The following is an 18,570-nucleotide window of genomic DNA, read 5'->3' as shown; positions in this document are numbered from 1 at the left end:
CGAAGATATTTTCAGCCGGATGAACAGGGGATCAGGTGCCGCAGAAAGTCGCCTGCACCACTTCCTCCGGCAGCGGCGGGCGCTGCAGATCGCTGTGCTCCGGCTGATCCGCATAAGGTGTCGCCAGCACCGCGCTCAGCCTGTGGAACAGCGCATAGTCGCCTGCCACAGCGCCGGCGATCATCTCCTCGATCCGGTGGTTGCGCGGGATAAAGGCCGGGTTGGCCGCGAGCATGATGCTTTCCGGCTCCGGCTCATCCTCCAGCCTCGGCTGCCAGTCCTCCGCCCAAGCGTCGAAGGCAGCCGGATCGGTGAACTGGTCCCGCGCCGTGCCGTCTGCCAGGGCGCGGAAGGTATTGGTGAAATCGCTCTGGTTCTCTGCCATGCGGCCCAGCAGCGCGGTGATCAGCTCCAGGTCGCCGTCCCGTCCTGTGGTGATTCCCAGCTTGGCGCGGAAGCGCCGCAGCCAGGCCGCCTCTGTCAGCGCGGGCATCGCATGCACGATTTCCGTTGCCTCCTCCACACCCGCCTCCGGGTCGTCCAGCTGCTGGATCAGAGCCGTGGCCAGCTGCGCCAGGTTCCAGACCGCAATTGTGGGCTGATTAGCATAACAGTAGCGCCGCCCCCGGTCGATCGAGGAAAACACCGTGTGCGGGTGATAGACATCCATGTAGGCGCAAGGACCGTAATCGATGGTCTCGCCCGAGATCGAGAAGTTGTCGGTGTTCATCACCCCGTGGATGAAGCCCACCGCCATCCAGGCCGCAATCAGCTCTGACTGCGCATCGCGCACCGCGCGCAGCAGCGCCATCGGCCCTTCGGCCTCAGGGTAGTGGCGCGCAATGGCATATTCTGTAAGCCGCTGCAGGCTAACCTTGTCGCCCCGCGCGGCAAACACCTGGAAGGTACCAACCCGCAGATGGCTCGCCGCCACCCGGGTCAGCACCGCACCGGGCAGGCCGCCCTCGCGCCAGACGGTCTCGCCGGTCTCCACGGCCGCCAGCGCCCGCGTGGTCGGGATGCCAAGCGCATGCATCGCCTCGCTCACCACATATTCGCGCAGCACCGGCCCCAGCCAGGCGCGCCCGTCCCCGTTGCGGGAGTACGGCGTGCGGCCTGATCCCTTCAGCTGAATGTCCCGGCGCTGGCCGTCCGTCCCTACCGTCTCGCCCAGCAGGATCGCGCGCCCGTCGCCCAACTGCGGATTGTAGGTGCCGAACTGATGCCCGGAATAAAGCTGCGCCAGCGGGTCGGCCCCCTCCGGCACCTGATTGCCGCTGAACACCTCTGCCATCTCCACCGCCTCACCGGGCGTGATCGCCATGATCCGTGCCAGATCCTCGTTAAACGCCACCAGCCTGGGCGCCTTCACCGCCTGCGGCGGCAGTTTGGAGTAGAACTGCCCCGGCAGGGCAGCATAGGTGTTGTCAAAGGGGATCATGAGTGTCATGGCCCAAACATATGACTGGAATAGAGATTTACCAGCACCAAAGCGGGGAGAGCAGCAATGGACGCAGACCGGATCATCCAGCACCTGGGCCTGCAGCAGCACCCGGAGGGCGGCTGGTACAAGGAAACCTGGCGCGCTGAGAATGAAGGCCGCCCCACAGGCACCTGTATTTACTTCCTTTTGAAGGCTGGCGAGAGCAGCCACTGGCACCGTGTCGACGCGGCCGAGATCTGGCTCTACCACGCCGGTGCACCGCTGGTGCTGTCGATGGCGGCAACGGATGCAGGCCCGGCGAAGGACCACCTGCTGACCCCGGACCTGACCAAAGGCGCACCGCAGCTGATCGTGCCGCAGGGCCACTGGCAGGCCGCCCGCACCACCGGGAACTACACACTGGTCAGCTGCGCGGTGTCACCGGGGTTCCAGTTCGAGGGATTCGAACTCGCCGCCCCCGGCTTCGGCATTCCGCGCGGCTGACCCGCCCCTTGCAGCGAATCGCCGGGCTGGACAAGACTGTCCATATGCCTGCGCATTTGGATCACACCGCCCTGATCAAGACGCTGCCGCCGGACACCAAGGCAGCACTGACCGCCCGCTCCGACGCCGCGGGCCTGCGGCATTTGGCGCTGTATCTGGCGGCTCTTGGCGCCTGCACCACGGGCATCGCGCTGCAGGTCCCGCTCTGGCCGCTGCTGATGCTGCCGCAGGGAATCTTGCTGGTCTTCCTCTTTACGCTGTCACACGAGTGTACCCACCAGACACCGTTCCGCAGCAAATGGCTGAACGAGGCCGCGGGCCATTTCTGCGCCCTCGCCATCGCCCTGCCCTTTGTCTGGTTCCGCTACTTCCACCTGGCGCATCACAAATACACCAATGACCCGGAGCGCGACCCGGAGCTGGAACACGGCCCCCGCCCCGCAACCCTGCCGCAATGGCTCAGATATCTCAGCGGCTGGGGCTACTGGCGCGGCATGGGCAGCACCATCTGGCGCAACGCCTTCGGCACCATCGACGCCCCCTACCTGCCGGAACGCCGCCACACGGACATGCAGCTGGAGGCGCGTGTGCTGCTGGTGATCTATGCTGCCGCGCTGCTCAGTCTTCTCCTATCACCGCTGGTACTGTGGCTGTGGATCCTGCCGCTCTTGATCGGCCAGCCGTTCCTGCGCGCCTACCTGCTGGCGGAACACGGCCTTTGCCCACCGGTCGCCAACATGCTGGAAAACTCCCGCACTACTTTCACCAACCGGCTGGTGCGTTTTCTGGCCTGGAACATGCCTTACCACGCCGAGCATCATTCCTTCCCGAGCGTGCCGTTCCATCAATTGCCCGCCTTCCACGCCATCACGCAGGCGCATTTGAAGTCGACATCGAATGGATATGGCGAGTTCACCGCAGATTACGTGAAGCAGCTTGCTCGCTGAAAACCAGTGGGGGAGTGCCCAAGCCTAGCCTCACACAGCCCATTCAAGCGGCTCCGGAAGCGGACAATTGGCATAGTCCACCCTGATTACCCGCCGGGGCTGCTGCGACTGCGCCGGCAAAGACCTGTGCACCAGCAGCATGTTCATCACCAGGATGTCGCCGCGCCGGGCCTGCTCCGTTTCATGAACACAGTCCGCTGCCAGCGCCTCCGCCTCATCCTTTGGCAAAATGCCTTTCCTGTGGCTGCTAAGCGCCAACTGCATGCCGCCGCTCTGTTCAGTGACATCGTCAAGATACAGACGGACAAATAGCATTCTGTTCAGAACCGTTTCCTGCGGCTCGCAATGCCAGACCCCGCTCTTGCGGGACCAATTCTTCGCCATGGGGGTTTCCAGTTGCTCCTTGACCGCGACAACCCGGTCCTGGTGCCAGGGCAGTGACCAGTTGCGGCCCTCAGCCTTGTTAAAAGCCACCGCACGGGTGGCAAAGGCACCCGGCAGCAACCCATGCAGCACCCACCGGATCTCCGGCGCGTTGAATCGGGTGAGTGCCTTGATCCGCTCCCCAGCCTGACCGAACCCGTCATACAGCGTGTCAAGCCGGGCAAGGGTTTCCGGTTGCAAAACCTGCCGCAGCCAGCAGCGGCCATGAGTGTCAAGATCGCTCTGAGCGTTCATTGCGTTACGCCCCCGGCACGCTGACCACACCGCCGCCAACACAGGCACTCACCCCGGTGGTCCCAGGCGCCGAGGTCGGCATTCCGCGCGCCACCCGCACCGCCAGATGGGCAAAGGCCTGTGCCTCCAGCATATCGCCATCCAGCCCGGCGTCCTCCACCGGCTTCACCGGGCAATCAAGCGACACCCGCAGCATCTCCATCAGCACCGGGTTGTGCCGCCCGCCGCCAGTGACCAGCACCGCCTCCGGCGCCTCCGGGCAATGCTCCATCCCCTGCGCCACGGCGGCTGCGCACATGGCAATCAGGGTTGCCGCCGCATCCGCATCGTTCAGCTCATTCACCAGGCCCACCATCTCGGCAAAATCGTTCCTGTCCAGCGACTTGGGCGGCATTCTTGAAAAATAGGGCTCGGCCAGGAACAGCTCCAGCGCGCCGGTCTCCACGGTGCCTGAACGCGCCACTTTGCCATCCTCGTCCCAGGGGATACCCAGCCGCTCCTGCATCAGATCATTGACCGGCGCATTGGCAGGCCCGGTATCGAACGCCAGAAGCGCCCCCGGCTCCTCCGGCCGCTCAAACCTCGGGTCCACATAGGTGAGGTTGCCGACCCCGCCCAGGTTCAGGAAGCACAAGGGCCGTTCGGCGCCGATGTATTTGGCGCAGGCAAAGTGAAAGAACGGCGCCAGCGGCGCGCCCTCGCCGCCCATCGCCACATCGTCAGAGCGGAAGTCCCAGACCACCGGCTTGCCCAGGTGTTCGGCCAGCGCCGTGCCGTCGCCCACCTGCAGCGTGCCTTGCAGCCGCGGCGCATGGGCCAGGGTCTGGCCATGAAAGCCGATGATCTCCACATCCTTGAACTCCGCCAGCGCCGCCGCATGGGCTGCATCGCAGACCGCTGCCGCGGCCTCCACTTCCGGCCCGGTCCATTTGCCCAGACCCGCGCGCAGCACGCTGCGCTCTGCGGCGGAATACTCGCGGTAACTGCTCTCTCCGAACCCGTGAATACGCGCGCCGTCGGTCACCACCACCGCCGCATCCACCCCGTCCAGCGAGGTGCCGCTCATCGCGCCCAGCGCCCTGACCGCACCCGTTTTTGCAATGGCCTTGCTCATCGCCCCTGCCCCTTCAACAGAACCGGGCCGTCCCGCCCGTTTGCGCGCCACAATACAGCGCATATTTTGCCGGGAAAACAGGTTCCAACCGGCGCCAATGCGATTTATAGGGCATGGTGCAAAACCATAGACCGAGGCATGTTATGACCTACACACCGAAATCGGATTTCGTCGCAGTCATGATGGAACGCGGGTTCCTCGCGGACTGCACCGATTACCAGGGCCTGGACGACGCCCTGCTGCAAGGTGTGCGCCCGGCCTATATCGGCTTTGACGCGACAGCGAAATCGCTGCACGTCGGCTCGCTGATCCAGATCATGATGCTGCGCTGGTTCCAGAAGACAGGCCACCAGCCGATCACCCTGATGGGCGGCGGCACCACCAAGGTGGGCGACCCTTCCTTCCGCGCAGATGAGCGCCCGCTGCTGGATGAGGCTGCGATCTACGACAATATTGCCGGCATCAAGAAGGTGTTCTCCGCCTACATCGACTACGACAGCGACGCGCCGAACAAGGCGCTGATGCTGAACAACGCCGAATGGCTGGACGGGCTGAACTACCTGGAATTCCTGCGCGACATCGGCCGCCACTTCTCGGTGAACCGGATGCTCAGTTTCGAGAGCGTCAAATCCCGCCTCGACCGCGAGCAGTCGCTGTCGTTCCTCGAGTTCAACTACATGATTCTGCAGGCCTATGACTTCATGGAGCTGAACCGCCGCTACGGCTGCATCCTGCAAATGGGCGGCTCCGACCAGTGGGGCAATATCGTCAACGGCATCGACCTCACCCGCCGGGTGATCGACAATGAGGTCTATGGCCTTACCTCGCCGCTGCTGACCACCTCTGACGGCAAGAAGATGGGCAAAACCGCCGAGGGCGCGATCTGGCTCAATGCCGACATGCGGTCGCCGTACGAGTTCTGGCAGTTCTGGCGCAACACCACCGACGCCGACGTGGGGCGGTTCCTGAAGCTCTACACCGAGCTGCCGGTCGCGGAATGCGAGCGCCTGGGCGCGCTGGCGGGTTCCGAGATCAACGCCGCCAAGGTGATCCTGGCCAATGAGGTCACCACCCTCTGCCACGGCGCCGAAGCGGCCGCCGCAGCGGAAGCGACCGCGCGCGAGGTGTTCGAGAAAGGGGGCGTCGGGGACGACCTGCCCACCCTCTCGCTGTCGCCCGCCGACCTGGGCGATGGCATCTCGATCGTGCAGCTGATCGTGAAATCGGGCCTCGCCAAATCCGGCAAGGACGCCAAGCGCCTGATCGCCGAAAACGGCGCCAAGCTGGACGACCAGCCGCTCACGGACGCAGGGCTGATGATCGACGCAGGCGCGCTGTCCTCACCGATCAAGCTGAGCGCGGGAAAGAAACGCCACGCCCTGGTGCGGCTGGACGGCTGATCCATTTTACATGAACCGGAAAAAGGGAGCCTTTGCGCTCCCTTTTTTGCTGCCTGCATGCTCTCCCGCCCATTCCAGCCCCGTCAAAGACGGGTCCTCACGGTTGGGCCGGGCGCCGCTGCGCGGCGCGCCAGCGGTTTCACGCAACTGCTCTTCAGGCCAGCCCCGGGTCAAGGGCCGCTCATGCGGCCGTGCGCAGCACGGTTTACCCTTGAGGCGGGGATGGCCGGGATACACTGAACCAGGCGCCTTAAGGGCAGACCTGCCGTTAAACGCCTCTCAGCAATCCATCTGCAGCGCCGCGCAGCGGCGCCCGGCCCAAGGCCGCCAAGGTTCAATTGGAAAGGCCAATGCACCTGCGGGCGCGGGAGCTTTCCCGCGTGTCAAAACACCACCGCTTCCACCAGCGTCAGCACCAGAAACACCGGCACCGACAGGCCGATGGCAATCAGCAGCGCCGCCGCCTTGGTCATTCGCGGGGCCGCTGCCGCCTGCCCCATGATCTGTTTTGCTTTCCTCATGCTGGAAATTAACCATGATTTAGGTTTCCAGCGCGTTAATGACCCCATGTTCGACAGCGCCCCTGATCCCGACATCCACGCAGCAGCCAGCCGCCCCCAGCCCCGCGCCCTCCAGCAGTCGCCGGAGTTCGCCCGTGCGCTGATGGCCTGCGGCCAGGAGCCCTTGAGGCTGGACGGCACACTGGTGCTGCAGCAGCGCCTGCCCGGCGGGCTGCGGCTGGCGATGGTGAACAGGGCGAATCTGACGGATCCCGCCCCTCTGCTGGCCGCCTTGCGCACCAGCGGCCTGCACCGCGCCCCGCTGATCCTGTCGCCGGAGGCCCCCGCGCCGCACCTCTCCCGTCTCGGTGCGGTGCCGCTGGTCACCCCGGCGCATACTGCTCTCTGGGATCTGACAGGCGATCCTGATCAGCGCCGCGCCGCCCTGCACCCGAAATGGCGCAACCGGCTGAAACACGGCGAGGCGCAAAACCTCCGCCTCGCCCGCCAGAATCTGCCGCATGACGTGCGCCACTGGCTGTTCCGGGCAGACGCGGCACAGCAATCCCAGCGCGGCTACCGCAGCTGGCCCATCCCCCTCACCCTTGCCTACGCCCGCGAGAACAAAGGCCGGGCGAAACTCTTCCAGGCGTTTGAGGGCAAGGAACCCGTCGCCGCCATCCTGATCCTGACCCACGGCATCGCCGCCACCTACCACATCGCCCACACCACTGCCCGCGGCAAACAGCTCAGCGCCCACCCCCTGCTGCTGTGGGAGGCGGCGAACTGGCTCGCCGCCAAGGGCATCTGCCGCCTCGACCTCGGCCTCATCAATACCGAGGACGCCCCCGGCCTTGCCCGTTTCAAGCTCGGCACCGGTGCGCAGCTGCACCGCCTGGGCGGCACCTGGGGCTTCTGGCCGCCGCTCGGCCGCATCTTAAGCCCGCTGGCACGGCTCGACTGCGGCCTGATGGGCGACTGAAAATCCGCGACGTCCCGTCCCGCTGGACAGGCGCCCGGCCTCTCCATTATATGAACACATGTTCAGATAACCGGGAGGAGCCCCGCTCATGAAACTTGCAGACACCGCAGCCGTCGTCACCGGCGGCGCCTCCGGCCTGGGTGAGGCCACCGCGCGCTATTTCGCCGAACAGGGCGCCCAGGTCACCATCCTGGACCGCGACGCCGAACGCGGCACTCAGGTGGCACAGGAGATCGGCGGGCATTTCGCCCAGACCGATGTGACCAGCGAGGACTCGGTTTCCGCCGCCATCGCCCACGCGGCAGAGAAGATGGGCAAGATCACCGCTTGCGTGAATTGCGCAGGCATCGCCATCGGCGCCAAGACCGTGGGCAAGGAGGGCGCACACCCCTTGGATGCCTACAAGCGCACCATCGACATCAACCTGGTCGGCACCTTCAACGTCGCCCGCCTGGCTGCGGTGGAAATCGCCAAGAACGCGCCCGATGCGGACAACGCCCGCGGCGTGATCATCAACACCGCGTCGATTGCCGCCTTCGACGGGCAAAAGGGCCAGGCCGCCTATGCCGCCTCCAAGGGCGGTGTTGCCGGCATGTGCCTGCCGATGGCGCGCGATCTCGCGTCTTCCGGCATCCGGGTGATGACCATCGCACCCGGCATCTTCATGACCCCGATGCTGGCCGGACTGCCGGAAGAGGTGCAGCAGCAGCTCGCCGCAGACGTCCCCAACCCGGCCCGCCTCGGCGACCCGCGCGAATACGGCCGCCTGGCCGGCTTCATCGTCGAGATGGGCTACCTCAACGGCGAGGTCATCCGCATCGACGGCGCCCTGCGCATGCGCTGACCCCCTGCCGCTGAGACCGGGTCAAGGGCCGCATGAGCGGCGGCGCTTGCGCCGTTTACCCTTGAGGCGGTCTCAGCGGTTCACACACTGGAAAACGTGCCTTCAGGGCAGACCTGCCCCTGAAGCGCTTCTAAGCAAATCCTTCGACGCTGCGCAAGCAGCGCCCGGCCCAAGGCCGCACAAAGGCGGCTTGGCGCAGCCAAGGCATCTGCGGGCGCGGGAGCCCTCCGCCATTTGACAAGACGCCGCGCCCGGTGTCCTCTCCCCGGCAAGGAGACACCGATGACCAAAACCGAACGGCAAAAGATGCAGGCGGGCGAGTGGTACTGTTGCCTGGACAGCGAACTGGCGGCGTTGCGCCACCAGGCCCGCGTTGCAGTGCATCAGCACAATATGGCGGCCCCTGATCCGGCTGAAAACCTCAGCCCGCCGCTTGCCAAGCTCTTTGCCGGCCACGGCGAAAACTGCCTGATCGAGACGCCGTTCCACTGCGCCTACGGCATCAACATCAGCCTCGGCAACAACGTCTATTTGAATGCGGGCTGCACCATTCTGGACACTGCGCCCGTGACCATCGGCGACGGCACCATGCTGGGGCCGAATGTGCAGATCTACTGCGCCCAGCACCACAAGGACAAAGACTTACGGGCGAAGGGCCTCGAGATCGCATACCCCGTCACCCTGGGCGCCGATGTCTGGATCGGCGGCGGCGCCATCATTCTGCCCGGCGTCACCATCGGCGATGGCGCCATTGTCGGCGCCGGGGCCGTAGTCACCCGCAGCGTGGCCGCCGGGCAAACAGTGGCAGGCAATCCGGCCCGACACCGGAGCGGGTGATCCGGCCAGAGATCAAACCGTAAAGCCTGCGCCCGCCGCCTTAACCTGCGCTTAGCATTTCCTGATGAATTCCAAAGTTTTACGGCAGGAATTTTGACCAAATGTTTCGCGCGCGAAACATTTGGTCAGCCTCGCTGTCCTAATTGAAAAGAGCCGCTTCAGCCTTCGGCCTTTTCCTCCAGCAGCAGCCATTCTTCCTCGGCGGCCGCCAGCTTTTCCTGCCGCTCCACCAGCGCCTCTGTGGCCTTCTTGAACTTGACCGGCTCGCGGGTGAACAGCTCCGGATCGCTCATCAGTTCCTGCAGCTTGCCGATCTCCGCTTCCAGCCGCTCGATCTCACCCGGCAGCGCCTCCAGCCGGTGCTTCTCCTTGAAGCTCAGGCCGTCCTTGGGCTGGCTCTCCTGCTTCGGCTTGGGCTTCGCAGGCTTCACCTTCTCAGGCCGTTCCGCCGCCTCCAGCGGCCCGCGCTGCGCGTTGTAATCGCTCCAGCCGCCGGCGTAGGCCGTGGCCTTGCCGTCGCCCTCCATCGCAATCGTCGTGGTCGCCACCCGGTCCAGGAAATCCCGGTCGTGGCTCACCAGCAGCACGGTGCCGTCGTAATTGTCCAGCAGCTCCTGCAGCAGGTCCAGCGTCTCGACGTCCAGATCGTTGGTCGGTTCGTCCAAGACCAGCAGATTCGAGGACCGCGCCATCAGCCGCGCCAGCAAGAGCCGCGCCTTCTCGCCGCCCGAGAGCGACCGAACCGGTGCCCGCGCCTGACGTTCGTCGAACAGGAATTCCTTGAGGTATCCCACCACATGTTTCGGCTGGCCCCGCACCATCACCTGGTCCGCCTTGCCGGAAATCCCCAGCAAGGGGTCGGCGGTCAGGTTTTCCCACAGGGTCGAATCGCCGTCCAGTTGGTCACGGGTCTGGTCGAACAATGCGATCTCCAGGTTGGTGCCCAGCTGCACCTTGCCGGCATCCGGCTCTTCCATGCCCAAGAGCATCTTCAAGAGCGTGGTCTTGCCCGCCCCGTTGGGGCCGACAAAGGCCACCCGGTCGCCGCGCTGCACCTTCAGCGAGAAGTCCTTGACGATCTGCTTGCCGCCAAACGCCTTGCTGAGGTTCTCGGCCTCGATCACCTTGCGACCCGACTTGGGGCCAGCCTCCAGCGCCATCTCGGCGGCGCCCTGGCGCTTGATCTGGGCAGAGCGTTCCGCCTTCAGATCCTGCAGCGCCCGCACCCGCCCCATGTTGCGCTTGCGCCGGGCCGAGATGCCCTCCACCGCCCAGCGGCTTTCCGACTTGATCAGCCGGTTCAGCTTGTGGCGCTGCATGTCCTCGTCTTCCCAGACCTTGTCGCGCCAGGCTTCGAAATGCTCAAACCCCTTCTCCTGCCGCCGCACCTCGCCGCGGTCCACCCACAGGGTGGCGCGGGTCAGCGCCCGCAGGAACGCCCGGTCGTGGGAGATCAGCACGAAGGCCGCGCGGGTGGCCTTAAGTTCGTTTTCCAGCCAGGTGATCGCCTCGATATCCAGATGGTTGGTGGGCTCGTCCAGCAGCATCAGGTCCGGCGCCTCGGCCATCAGCTTGGCCAGCGCCGCGCGGCGGCGTTCGCCGCCCGATGCGGTCTCAACGGGGCGCGCCGGGTCGAACTTCAGCCCCTCGCCTGCACGTTCCACCTTGTACATCTCGCCCGGGTCCAGCTCGCTGGCGGCAAAATCGCCCAGCGTCGCGAACCCCTCCATCTTCGGGTCCTGCTCCATGTAGCCGGCGGATTTGCCCGGCGGCACCACAATGTCGCCCTGGTCGGCTTCAACAATCCCCGCCATCACCTTCATCAGGGTGGATTTTCCCGACCCGTTGCGGCCCACCAGCGCCACCCGGTCGCCGGGCTGCACCACCAGATCGAGGTTCGAAAAAACCGGATCGCCCCCGAAGGTGAGGGAAATGCCGGACATCTGCAAAAGAGGAATTCGTGCCATGCCAGCCAGCTACCCCGGCGGCAAAATCGCGTCAACGCTCCGCATTCATCTTTCCCGAAATACTCAAGCCCCGCCGGCCACCGCCCGCAGCAGCCGTTTGCGGGCCTCCGGGATCGCGCCGGTCTCCAGCCCGGTGAACACATGCAGCGTGTTCATCTGCCGGTCCACCACCGCGTGATCGCTGACCCAGCCGCCCATCGCCAGGTAGGACCGCAACAAGGGCGGCATCCCCTGCAGCGCCTTCTTCGCATCCGGCTCCTGCGGCAGCGCCGCGGCATAGCGGACCACCTCAGGCGCCTTCACACCCGGCCGCCACTCTGCCGGTGCCAGGTGCCGCTGCCGCAACAGCGCAAAGACATCCTTGTAAGGCTCGGCAGAGGTGCCCGCAAAGGAGGAGCAGCCAAACAGCATCTGCACCCCCTGCCCGTCAACAAGGCCCGTCATTGCCCCCCAGGCGATACGCAGGATGTCGGGATCCTGCCATTCCGGGTGCGTGCAAAAGCGGCCCAGCTCCGCCATCCTGCCCGCAAAGTTTTGGAGCGCAGACAGGTCATAGAATTGCGCCGCATAGCTCTGCGCCAGCTGACCGCCGCTTTCCAGCAGCAGCAGCCGGAAGCAGCAAACCAGCGTGCCGCCGGCTTTCTCCTCCACCAGGACATGGGAACACAGGCTGTCATAGGGATCGCTGTCCATGCCGCCGGTCCGGAAGCACAGCGTCCGCAGGGATTGCGCCGCCGCTACATCCGCCGCCCCGGCAGCCAGCCGGGCGCGGTAGCGCCCCCTGCTCAGCAAAATCTCAGGTTCCGCCACATCGGCCTCCAGCTTTCCGGCTAAGCCCATAAAGCCCTGCCCCTAGCATAGGCGATGCGGCAAACCCGTGAAGCCGTCTTATTCGTCGTTCAGCAGCTGGCCGGGGGCGAAATTACCCAGGTTGCCCAGCAGCTGGCGCAGGAAGGTGTTGTCTTGCACCCCGGAGCTGGTCACGCGGCGCTCCAGCGGCACCACCTTGCCGTCTTCCAGGCTGTAGCGCTCGATCCCCTGCACCACGCCCGCAGCGTCAAAACTGATCGCCACCAGATCGCGCGCCACCGGCTCGGGCGCCTTGGCCCCGTAGTGGCGGAAGCGGGTCGCCACATAGTAATAGCCGCTCTCGTCCAGCACCCCGGTCGAGGATGGCATCCCGATGGTCTCCGCCACCGAGTCCCTGGTGTCGATGCCCGGCACCACTTCGGCCAGCTGATGCGGCGACGGCACATAGCCGTGCTTGCGGTAGACCGCGGTGCAGGCCGCCAGTGCCAGCCCCGCCGCCGCAAATACTGCGCCGCGCAAAACGGCCTTGAAGTGAAATGCCTTTGCAACCATGACTGCCCCCCAGCCTGCCGCCATCAGGGGCGGCTTGAATACGTCTTTCAACCCGATTACCTAATGACCGCCTCCGGTTCAAGAAACGAAAGTCCCCGAAAATGTCTGACAGCACCGCTTTGCGGGTGGCGGACCTGCCGCAGAACGCCCCGACCGCCTTTGAAATCACCCCGGACAAGGACGCCCTGGCGGCGCTGGCAACGGAAATGGGGGTGAATGCCCTGCGCAAAATGCGCTTCACCGGCGAGATCAGGGCCATGGGCAAGAAAGACTGGAAACTGACCGGCCGCCTGGGCGCCACCGTGGTGCAGGACTGCGTGGTGACGCTTGAGCCGGTCACCACCCGGATCGAGGAGCCTGTGGAGATCACCTATCTGGCCCGGTTCGAAACCCCGGAAGGCGCTGAGGCCGAAATGCCCGAGGATGACAGCATCGAGCCGCTGGGCAGCCACATCGACCCGGCCGCGGTGATGGCCGAGGCGCTGGCGCTGCACATCCCCGCCTACCCGCGCAAGGACGGCGCCGAACTGGGTGAGGCAGTCTATGCCGAGGATGGCGTGCAGCCGATGCGCGACGAGGACACCAAGCCCTTTGCCGGCCTCGCTGCCCTGCGCGGCCAGCTGAAAGATGGGGACTGAAGGCAGAATTTTTGCGGTGCAGAAAATCGCCTCTGGCGCCGCCGCCCTGCCTGACTTAAAAAACAGCTTGCGCCAGCGGAGATTCGCAGTATTTTCGCGCGCTCATCGGAATTTTTGGTTGGACAATGCTTGGGCAGACGCCTAAACGCACGTCAGACTGATCGAACAGAATGCAATCGCGCCGCGGGGATGGCCCCAAGGCCCAAACAGACAAAGGTTGAGACATGGCCGTCCAACAGAACAAAGTATCCAAATCGCGCCGCAACAACCGCCGCGCGCACGATGCACTGGTTGCTGCGAACCCGAACGAATGCGGCAACTGCGGCGAGCTGAAGCGCCCGCACCACGTATGCCCCTCCTGCGGCCATTACGACGACAAGGAAATCGTCGCAGCGGCTGACGAGATCGAGATCGACGAGGACGCGGCGTAAGCCACGGACAGGATCCTGATGCCAGGCAGGCTTTCGCATGACGGGTAAACCCGATCAAAATCAGGCAAAAGCCGGCCGCATCACTATTTCTGTTGACGCCATGGGCGGAGACGCCGGCCCCGCAGTTGTGGTGGCCGGCATTGCCATGTCCGCACAGAAGAACCCGGACATCGGGTTCATCCTGCACGGGCCTGCCGAACAGCTGACACCCCTGGTTGCCAAGAAACGCGCGCTGAAGGGCCGCGTCGAGATCCGCGATGTCCGCGATGTGGTCACCATGGAGGACAAACCTTCTCAGGTGATGCGCAACGGCAAGGGCACCTCGATGTGGTCGGCGCTCGACGCGGTCAAGAACGGCGAGGCCGACGGCGCGGTGTCCTGCGGCAACACCGGCGCGCTGATGGCGCTGTCGATGCTGCGGCTGCGCAAGCTGCCGGGCGTCAACCGCCCTGCCATTGCGATCCTCTGGCCGTCGCTGAACCCGCAAGGCTTCAACGTGATGCTGGATGTCGGCGCCGACGTGAAGGCGGATGCCGAGGATCTCTTGCAGTTCGCCCTGATGGGCACCTCCTATGTGCGCAACTCGATGGACATCGCCCGCCCCCGCGTGGGCCTGCTGAATGTCGGCACCGAAGAGCACAAGGGCCGCGCCGAGCTGAAGGAGGCCTACGGACTGATCGCGGACCAGGCGGAGCAGGCGAATTACGAATTCGTCGGCTTTGTCGAAGGCAGCGACATTCCCGGCGACGCCGTGGATGTGATCGTGACCGACGGGTTCACCGGCAACGTGGCGATCAAGACCGGCGAAGGCACCGCGCGGGTGATGCGCGCGGCCCTGCGCGAGGCGTTCCAGTACTCCTTCCTGTCGAAGATTGCCGCGGTCCTGGCGATGACCTCGCTCAAGCGGCTGTCCAAGCGGATGGACCCGCGCCGGGTCAACGGCGGCGTGTTCCTGGGCCTCAACGGCACCGTGGTGAAATCCCACGGCGGCGCCGATGCCATGGGCGTCTCGGCCGCGGTCAAGCTGGCTTTCCGGCTGGCACAGCACGGTTTCGCCGAAAAGCTGGCGGCACGGGTTGCATCTGCAGGCGTGCATACCCAAGATAATATTGCGGTCCGCAGCATGCGGACGGCCACCGAAAAAGACTAATATAGGCAGGCAGACGAATGACGCGACGCGCGGTAGTTGCTGGCACAGGACACTATCTCCCCGAGCGGGTGGTGGAAAACGCGGAATTCGAAGCCACGCTGGACACAACGGACGAATGGATCCGCAGCCGCTCCGGCATCGAACGCCGCCACTTCGCCGCCGAGGGAGAGACCACATCGGATATGGCCGCCAAGGCTGCTGAACGCGCTTTGGCGGATGCAAGCCTGACGGCGGCTGATATCGACGCCATCGTGGTGGCAACCTCCACTCCGGATCTCACCTTCCCCTCTGCGGCCACCATGGTGCAGTCCAAACTGGGCATGACCAAGGGCTTTGCCTTTGACGTCCAGGCGGTCTGCGCGGGTTTTGTCTATGCGCTGTCAAACGCCAGCGCGCTGATCGCTTCGGGCCAGGCAGACCGCGTGATGGTGATCGGTGCGGAAACCTTCAGCCGGATCATGGACTGGACCGACCGCTCCACCTGCGTGCTGTTCGGCGACGGCGCCGGCGCGCTGCTGCTGGAAGCGCAGGAACAGCCCGGCACCAACAAGGACCGGGGCATCCTGGCGACCGACCTCAACTCCGACGGCCGCTACAAGGACCTGCTCTACGTCGACGGCGGGGTTTCGACCCAGTCCACCGGCCACCTGCGGATGCAGGGCAACCAGGTGTTCCGCCACGCGGTCGAAAAGCTAGCCTCCACCGCCAATACCGCACTGGACCGCGCGGGCCTCTCGGCCGCGGACGTCGACTGGATCGTGCCGCATCAGGCCAATATCCGCATCATCCAGGGCACGGCCAAGAAAATGGGCCTCAGCATGGACAATGTGGTGGTTACCGTGCAGGATCACGGCAACACCTCCGCCGCCTCCATTCCGCTGGCCCTGTCGGTCGGCAAGGAACGCGGCCAGATCAACGAAGGCGATCTGATCGTGACCGAGGCCATCGGCGGCGGCTTGGCCTGGGGCGCTGTTGTGCTGCGCTGGTAACTGCGCAGCTCTAATTTCCGCCCGAATACCCCGGTGCAATTCATTGATATTGACAGGGAAATTCCCTCCGCCCTATGCTTTGGCAAACAACGGGGATTGGTATGGGCGAAAAAACACTGACACGAATGGATTTGAGTGAAGCAGTTTTCCGGGAAGTCGGCCTGTCGCGCAACGAAAGCGCACAGCTGGTGGAAAGCATGCTGCAGCATATGTCGGATGCCCTGGTGCGCGGTGAACAGGTTAAGATTTCCTCGTTCGGCACCTTCAGCGTAAGGGACAAGTCGGCCCGGGTCGGGCGCAACCCGAAAACGGGCGAAGAAGTGCCGATCCAGCCGCGCCGCGTGCTGACCTTCCGGCCCTCCCACCTGATGAAAGACCGCGTGGCAGACGGCAACCGTAAGTAACGGGACCAATAGGCCATGTCGAAATCACCGGACGCCTTCCGCACCATCAGCGAAGTTGCGGAATGGCTGGACGTGCAGGCGCATGTTCTGCGCTTCTGGGAGAGCAAATTCACCCAGGTCAAACCTGTCAAGCGCGCCGGCGGGCGGCGCTATTACCGGCCTGCGGACATGCAGCTGCTGGGCGGGATCAGGAAACTGCTGCACGTTGACGGATTGTCGATCAAAGAAGTGCAGGCACTGTTGCGCGAGCGGGGCGTGGCCCATGTCGCCAGCCTGTCGCACCCGCTGGAAGGCGAAGACGAACCCGCCGTTGAAGCGCCGCCTGCGGACAAGCTCGGTGAGGACTGGCAGCAGTCGCTGGAGCTGAGCGCGGAGGCCGCCCCGCAGGACACCGCCGGGGACAGCAATGTGGTCGGCTTCCCGCAGCCTGCCGGCACAGAAGCCGAACCGCCTGCCCCCGCAGCACCTACCACTACCAATGCCCCTGCCTCTGTCGCACCGCGGCCCGAAGCCGCTGCCGCCCCGCAAATGCAAATGGACCTTGCGCCCCCCGCGGCGGAAGGCGGCGCAGCAGCCCCTGCAGTGGGACCGGCCGGCACATGGTCACAGCCGCCCGCAGTCCCCCCCGCGGCAGAGACGGGCAACCTGCAGGACACTCCGGCTGCTTCCGAGGCTCCCGCAGCTTCAGACGATATTCCTGAACAAACCCAAGAGGCAGCTTCTCAGGAGGCGGCCCCTTCCGAGGGCTTGCCGGAGGCAGAGCAGCCGGCACACGGCGCCGGGCAGGACCCGCAACCCGCCGCAGAGGCGCCTGCCGGAACCGCTCCCTTGGATCAGGCACCGGACTCTGCCGGGGCGGCCCTTCCGCAGGAAAGCGGAACGGCACCTAAACTGCCCGCCGGTCCTGCTGCCGAAGCGCCGCAGGATCTTATGGCCGATGCCCCAGCCATCGGCGCCCCCCCTGCTGCAGACCTCCAGCCCGCCGCACCGCAGGCGGAGGAGGAGCCGGATGCCGCACAGATGCCGGAGGCTGCGCCGGAAGCGGATGCGCCGCAGCCGGCTTTGGCTGATGAGCCCGCCGCCGCTGAGGATGCCCCCGCAGACATGCTGCAACCGGCTGAGAATGCAGAGAATTCCCTGAAAACCGCTTCGGAGCCGGCAGCAGAGCCGGCCCCTGAAACACCGCCTGCGCCGCTGCAGGAAATTGCCCCGCTGACCGGCCAGGAGCATCTGCCCGAACCGGAGCCGGACGCCGCTGCCGCAGAGGAACCGGCCCCTGCCGCCGCAGCGGCGCCTCTGCCGGAGGCGCTGCAGCCGGCAGAGGACGCCGAGGACGCACAGGAACCCGCTCCGGAACCGGCAGCGGACCCGGTCCTTGAGACACCGCCCGCCCCGCTGCAGGAAATTGCCCCGCTGACCGGCCAGGAGCATCTGCCGGAACCGGAAGCAGAGCTTGCTGCCGGCCCTGCAGAGGACCCCGGACAGGAGCCTGCTGCCGCAGTTGCGGAATTCCCGGAGGAAGCCAGCCCTGCTGAGCCGGAAGTCCCGGCAGAGGATCTGGAGCCGCTGACGGAGGACGCCGCCCCGGCCGCCCCGGACCCCGAACCGCTGGCAGACGCGGACCCTGCAGAAGACACGCTGATTGCCGCCGCAGGGATGCAGCCCGAGGAGCCGCTGGACTTCACCTTTTCCGCTGAAGAACCCGCCCAGGATCTTGCATCCGAACCGGACACGCCTCCTGACACCGCCGCGGCCTTTCCGCCGCATGACCTCGATCAGGCCGCCCGCCAGGTCGACGCGCTGGAATTTGCCAGCGGTTTCAACGGCGGCGATGACGAGGACGAAGAAGAGGACGCCCTGCCGGAGGCAGAGCCGGACCTGCAGCCGGATGCCATGGCGGAAGCAGCAGCCGGTCCGGAAGACCTGCTGGAGGAAACGGCAGAGGAACCCGCGCAAGAGCCGCCAGTTGCCCCTGCCCCGCCGCAGCCCGGCATCCTGGCGCTTCTGGCCGAAACCCGCAGCCTGCCGCCGCAGTCGCTGGCGGGAATTGCCGCCTGCGCCGAGGAACTGCGGGCACTGGCCGGGAACCGGCCCTGAAGCCAGAGGTCCGGAATCCGGAACGCAGTCCGGCCCGCAAATCTCTTGATTTCCGGACTGTTTTCCGCGCCGGAAAACGGCTTGCTGATCAGCGGGCGCAGGCAAGGGGCTCAGCCGGCAGGATTTTTACAGAGGTCCGCAAAAAATCTTGCCGCGCCCTCTTGCTCCTGCTGCGAAAACGGTTAGAAGGCTTTGCAACGGGCTATGGCGCAGCCTGGTAGCGCGTCCGTCTGGGGGACGGAAGGTCGCAGGTTCGAGTCCTGCTAGCCCGACCATATGAAAAACGCCCGGGTGTTTTCGCAC

19 protein-coding genes and 1 tRNA gene are annotated in these 18,570 nt (G+C 65.4%); 13 read left to right on the top strand and 7 right to left on the bottom strand.

What is annotated here, in order from left to right; all coding sequences use genetic code 11:
- Nucleotides 1–31 precede the first annotated feature (31 nt).
- Nucleotides 32–1,450 carry a protein adenylyltransferase SelO gene (locus AC58NV_RS00445; protein ID WP_497225404.1) on the bottom strand — a complete coding sequence of 473 codons (1,419 nt, stop codon included), beginning with the start codon at nucleotides 1,448–1,450 and terminating at the stop codon, nucleotides 32–34.
- A 57-nt stretch (nucleotides 1,451–1,507) separates the two neighbouring features.
- On the opposite strand from AC58NV_RS00445, the gene AC58NV_RS00440 reads away from it, so the two are divergent.
- Together AC58NV_RS00440 and AC58NV_RS00435 are read left to right on the top strand one after the other, a co-directional pair.
- Nucleotides 1,508–1,927 (top strand): cupin domain-containing protein, encoded by a 420-nt coding sequence (locus AC58NV_RS00440; protein ID WP_497225403.1) that lies wholly within the window; start codon nucleotides 1,508–1,510, stop codon nucleotides 1,925–1,927.
- Nucleotides 1,928–1,971: 44 nt separating this feature from the next.
- The gene (locus tag AC58NV_RS00435) at nucleotides 1,972–2,874 is read left to right on the top strand and encodes a fatty acid desaturase (protein WP_497225402.1); all 903 of its coding nucleotides are present in this window, start codon (nucleotides 1,972–1,974) and stop codon (nucleotides 2,872–2,874) included.
- Between the two features lie 30 nt (nucleotides 2,875–2,904).
- On the opposite strand, the gene AC58NV_RS00430 is transcribed toward AC58NV_RS00435, so the two are convergent.
- Together AC58NV_RS00430 and AC58NV_RS00425 are read right to left on the bottom strand one after the other, a co-directional pair.
- Nucleotides 2,905–3,582, bottom strand: a complete 678-nt coding sequence (locus tag AC58NV_RS00430; RefSeq protein WP_497226373.1) for a phytanoyl-CoA dioxygenase family protein — start codon at nucleotides 3,580–3,582, stop codon at nucleotides 2,905–2,907.
- Nucleotides 3,557–4,666 carry an anhydro-N-acetylmuramic acid kinase gene (locus AC58NV_RS00425; protein WP_497225401.1) on the bottom strand — a complete coding sequence of 370 codons (1,110 nt, stop codon included), beginning with the start codon at nucleotides 4,664–4,666 and terminating at the stop codon, nucleotides 3,557–3,559. The genes AC58NV_RS00430 and AC58NV_RS00425 overlap by 26 nt, the downstream gene beginning before the upstream one ends.
- A 143-nt stretch (nucleotides 4,667–4,809) precedes the next feature.
- On the opposite strand from AC58NV_RS00425, the gene tyrS reads away from it, so the two are divergent.
- Nucleotides 4,810–6,066 carry a tyrosine--tRNA ligase gene (gene tyrS, locus AC58NV_RS00420; RefSeq protein ID WP_497225400.1) on the top strand — a complete coding sequence of 419 codons (1,257 nt, stop codon included), beginning with the start codon at nucleotides 4,810–4,812 and terminating at the stop codon, nucleotides 6,064–6,066.
- A gap of 383 nt (nucleotides 6,067–6,449) precedes the next feature.
- Here the strand turns inward: tyrS and AC58NV_RS00415 are convergent, their stop codons facing one another.
- Nucleotides 6,450–6,587 carry a hypothetical protein gene (locus AC58NV_RS00415; protein ID WP_497225399.1) on the bottom strand — a complete coding sequence of 46 codons (138 nt, stop codon included), beginning with the start codon at nucleotides 6,585–6,587 and terminating at the stop codon, nucleotides 6,450–6,452.
- A 46-nt stretch (nucleotides 6,588–6,633) separates the two neighbouring features.
- On the opposite strand from AC58NV_RS00415, the gene AC58NV_RS00410 reads away from it, so the two are divergent.
- The 3 genes from AC58NV_RS00410 (at nucleotide 6,634) to AC58NV_RS00400 (ending at nucleotide 9,229) form a co-directional block, all read left to right on the top strand.
- On the top strand, nucleotides 6,634–7,548 hold the full coding sequence (locus tag AC58NV_RS00410) for a GNAT family N-acetyltransferase (protein ID WP_497225398.1): 915 nt from the start codon (nucleotides 6,634–6,636) through the stop codon (nucleotides 7,546–7,548).
- A gap of 88 nt (nucleotides 7,549–7,636) precedes the next feature.
- Nucleotides 7,637–8,392 (top strand): SDR family NAD(P)-dependent oxidoreductase, encoded by a 756-nt coding sequence (locus AC58NV_RS00405; RefSeq protein WP_497225397.1) that lies wholly within the window; start codon nucleotides 7,637–7,639, stop codon nucleotides 8,390–8,392.
- 282 nt (nucleotides 8,393–8,674) lie between these two features.
- Complete coding sequence (locus AC58NV_RS00400) at nucleotides 8,675–9,229, top strand: sugar O-acetyltransferase (RefSeq protein ID WP_497225396.1); 555 nt, start codon at nucleotides 8,675–8,677, stop codon at nucleotides 9,227–9,229.
- Nucleotides 9,230–9,387: 158 nt separating this feature from the next.
- Here AC58NV_RS00400 and AC58NV_RS00395 read toward each other — a convergent pair whose 3' ends face one another.
- From AC58NV_RS00395 to AC58NV_RS00385, 3 genes are all read right to left on the bottom strand, one after another.
- The gene (locus AC58NV_RS00395) at nucleotides 9,388–11,196 is read right to left on the bottom strand and encodes an ABC-F family ATP-binding cassette domain-containing protein (protein ID WP_497225395.1); all 1,809 of its coding nucleotides are present in this window, start codon (nucleotides 11,194–11,196) and stop codon (nucleotides 9,388–9,390) included.
- Between the two features lie 63 nt (nucleotides 11,197–11,259).
- Entirely contained in the window at nucleotides 11,260–12,036 is a 777-nt protein-coding gene (locus AC58NV_RS00390) for a GNAT family N-acetyltransferase (protein WP_497225394.1), read from the bottom strand.
- A 48-nt stretch (nucleotides 12,037–12,084) separates the two neighbouring features.
- Nucleotides 12,085–12,558, bottom strand: a complete 474-nt coding sequence (locus AC58NV_RS00385; RefSeq protein WP_497225393.1) for an outer membrane protein assembly factor BamE — start codon at nucleotides 12,556–12,558, stop codon at nucleotides 12,085–12,087.
- Between the two features lie 101 nt (nucleotides 12,559–12,659).
- Between AC58NV_RS00385 and AC58NV_RS00380 the strand changes: the two genes are divergently transcribed.
- The 7 genes from AC58NV_RS00380 (at nucleotide 12,660) to AC58NV_RS00350 (ending at nucleotide 18,542) form a co-directional block, all read left to right on the top strand.
- Nucleotides 12,660–13,196, top strand: a complete 537-nt coding sequence (locus AC58NV_RS00380) for a YceD family protein (RefSeq protein WP_497225392.1) — start codon at nucleotides 12,660–12,662, stop codon at nucleotides 13,194–13,196.
- Between the two features lie 224 nt (nucleotides 13,197–13,420).
- Complete coding sequence (gene rpmF / locus AC58NV_RS00375) at nucleotides 13,421–13,627, top strand: 50S ribosomal protein L32 (protein WP_008558107.1); 207 nt, start codon at nucleotides 13,421–13,423, stop codon at nucleotides 13,625–13,627.
- Nucleotides 13,628–13,664: 37 nt separating this feature from the next.
- Nucleotides 13,665–14,777, top strand: coding sequence for a phosphate acyltransferase PlsX (gene plsX / locus AC58NV_RS00370; RefSeq protein WP_497225391.1), 1,113 nt, complete (start codon nucleotides 13,665–13,667; stop codon nucleotides 14,775–14,777).
- Between the two features lie 17 nt (nucleotides 14,778–14,794).
- Entirely contained in the window at nucleotides 14,795–15,766 is a 972-nt protein-coding gene (locus tag AC58NV_RS00365; RefSeq protein ID WP_497225390.1) for a beta-ketoacyl-ACP synthase III, read from the top strand.
- Nucleotides 15,767–15,867: 101 nt separating this feature from the next.
- Complete coding sequence (gene ihfA, locus AC58NV_RS00360; protein ID WP_008207184.1) at nucleotides 15,868–16,170, top strand: integration host factor subunit alpha; 303 nt, start codon at nucleotides 15,868–15,870, stop codon at nucleotides 16,168–16,170.
- 15 nt (nucleotides 16,171–16,185) lie between these two features.
- Nucleotides 16,186–18,267, top strand: a complete 2,082-nt coding sequence (locus tag AC58NV_RS00355) for a MerR family transcriptional regulator (RefSeq protein WP_497225389.1) — start codon at nucleotides 16,186–16,188, stop codon at nucleotides 18,265–18,267.
- Between the two features lie 198 nt (nucleotides 18,268–18,465).
- Nucleotides 18,466–18,542, top strand: a tRNA-Pro gene (locus AC58NV_RS00350).
- Nucleotides 18,543–18,570 lie beyond the last annotated feature (28 nt).

It is taken from the genome of Leisingera sp. ANG49, assembly GCF_059694505.1.
Note: the sequence above shows the minus strand (reverse complement) of the source record. Positions and strands in the feature narration are given on the sequence as shown.

Coding starts and splice junctions, on each gene's coding strand:
- AC58NV_RS00445 (WP_497225404.1), bottom strand. CDS start 1,450: ATGACACTCATGATCCCCTTTGACAACACCTATGCTGCCCTGCCGGGG.
- AC58NV_RS00440 (WP_497225403.1), top strand. CDS start 1,508: ATGGACGCAGACCGGATCATCCAGCACCTGGGCCTGCAGCAGCACCCG.
- AC58NV_RS00435 (WP_497225402.1), top strand. CDS start 1,972: ATGCCTGCGCATTTGGATCACACCGCCCTGATCAAGACGCTGCCGCCG.
- AC58NV_RS00425 (WP_497225401.1), bottom strand. CDS start 4,666: ATGAGCAAGGCCATTGCAAAAACGGGTGCGGTCAGGGCGCTGGGCGCG.
- tyrS (WP_497225400.1), top strand. CDS start 4,810: ATGACCTACACACCGAAATCGGATTTCGTCGCAGTCATGATGGAACGC.
- AC58NV_RS00415 (WP_497225399.1), bottom strand. CDS start 6,587: ATGAGGAAAGCAAAACAGATCATGGGGCAGGCGGCAGCGGCCCCGCGA.
- AC58NV_RS00410 (WP_497225398.1), top strand. CDS start 6,634: ATGTTCGACAGCGCCCCTGATCCCGACATCCACGCAGCAGCCAGCCGC.
- AC58NV_RS00405 (WP_497225397.1), top strand. CDS start 7,637: ATGAAACTTGCAGACACCGCAGCCGTCGTCACCGGCGGCGCCTCCGGC.
- AC58NV_RS00400 (WP_497225396.1), top strand. CDS start 8,675: ATGACCAAAACCGAACGGCAAAAGATGCAGGCGGGCGAGTGGTACTGT.
- AC58NV_RS00395 (WP_497225395.1), bottom strand. CDS start 11,196: ATGGCACGAATTCCTCTTTTGCAGATGTCCGGCATTTCCCTCACCTTC.
- AC58NV_RS00390 (WP_497225394.1), bottom strand. CDS start 12,036: ATGGGCTTAGCCGGAAAGCTGGAGGCCGATGTGGCGGAACCTGAGATT.
- AC58NV_RS00385 (WP_497225393.1), bottom strand. CDS start 12,558: ATGGTTGCAAAGGCATTTCACTTCAAGGCCGTTTTGCGCGGCGCAGTA.
- AC58NV_RS00380 (WP_497225392.1), top strand. CDS start 12,660: ATGTCTGACAGCACCGCTTTGCGGGTGGCGGACCTGCCGCAGAACGCC.
- rpmF (WP_008558107.1), top strand. CDS start 13,421: ATGGCCGTCCAACAGAACAAAGTATCCAAATCGCGCCGCAACAACCGC.
- plsX (WP_497225391.1), top strand. CDS start 13,665: ATGACGGGTAAACCCGATCAAAATCAGGCAAAAGCCGGCCGCATCACT.
- AC58NV_RS00365 (WP_497225390.1), top strand. CDS start 14,795: ATGACGCGACGCGCGGTAGTTGCTGGCACAGGACACTATCTCCCCGAG.
- ihfA (WP_008207184.1), top strand. CDS start 15,868: ATGGGCGAAAAAACACTGACACGAATGGATTTGAGTGAAGCAGTTTTC.
- AC58NV_RS00355 (WP_497225389.1), top strand. CDS start 16,186: ATGTCGAAATCACCGGACGCCTTCCGCACCATCAGCGAAGTTGCGGAA.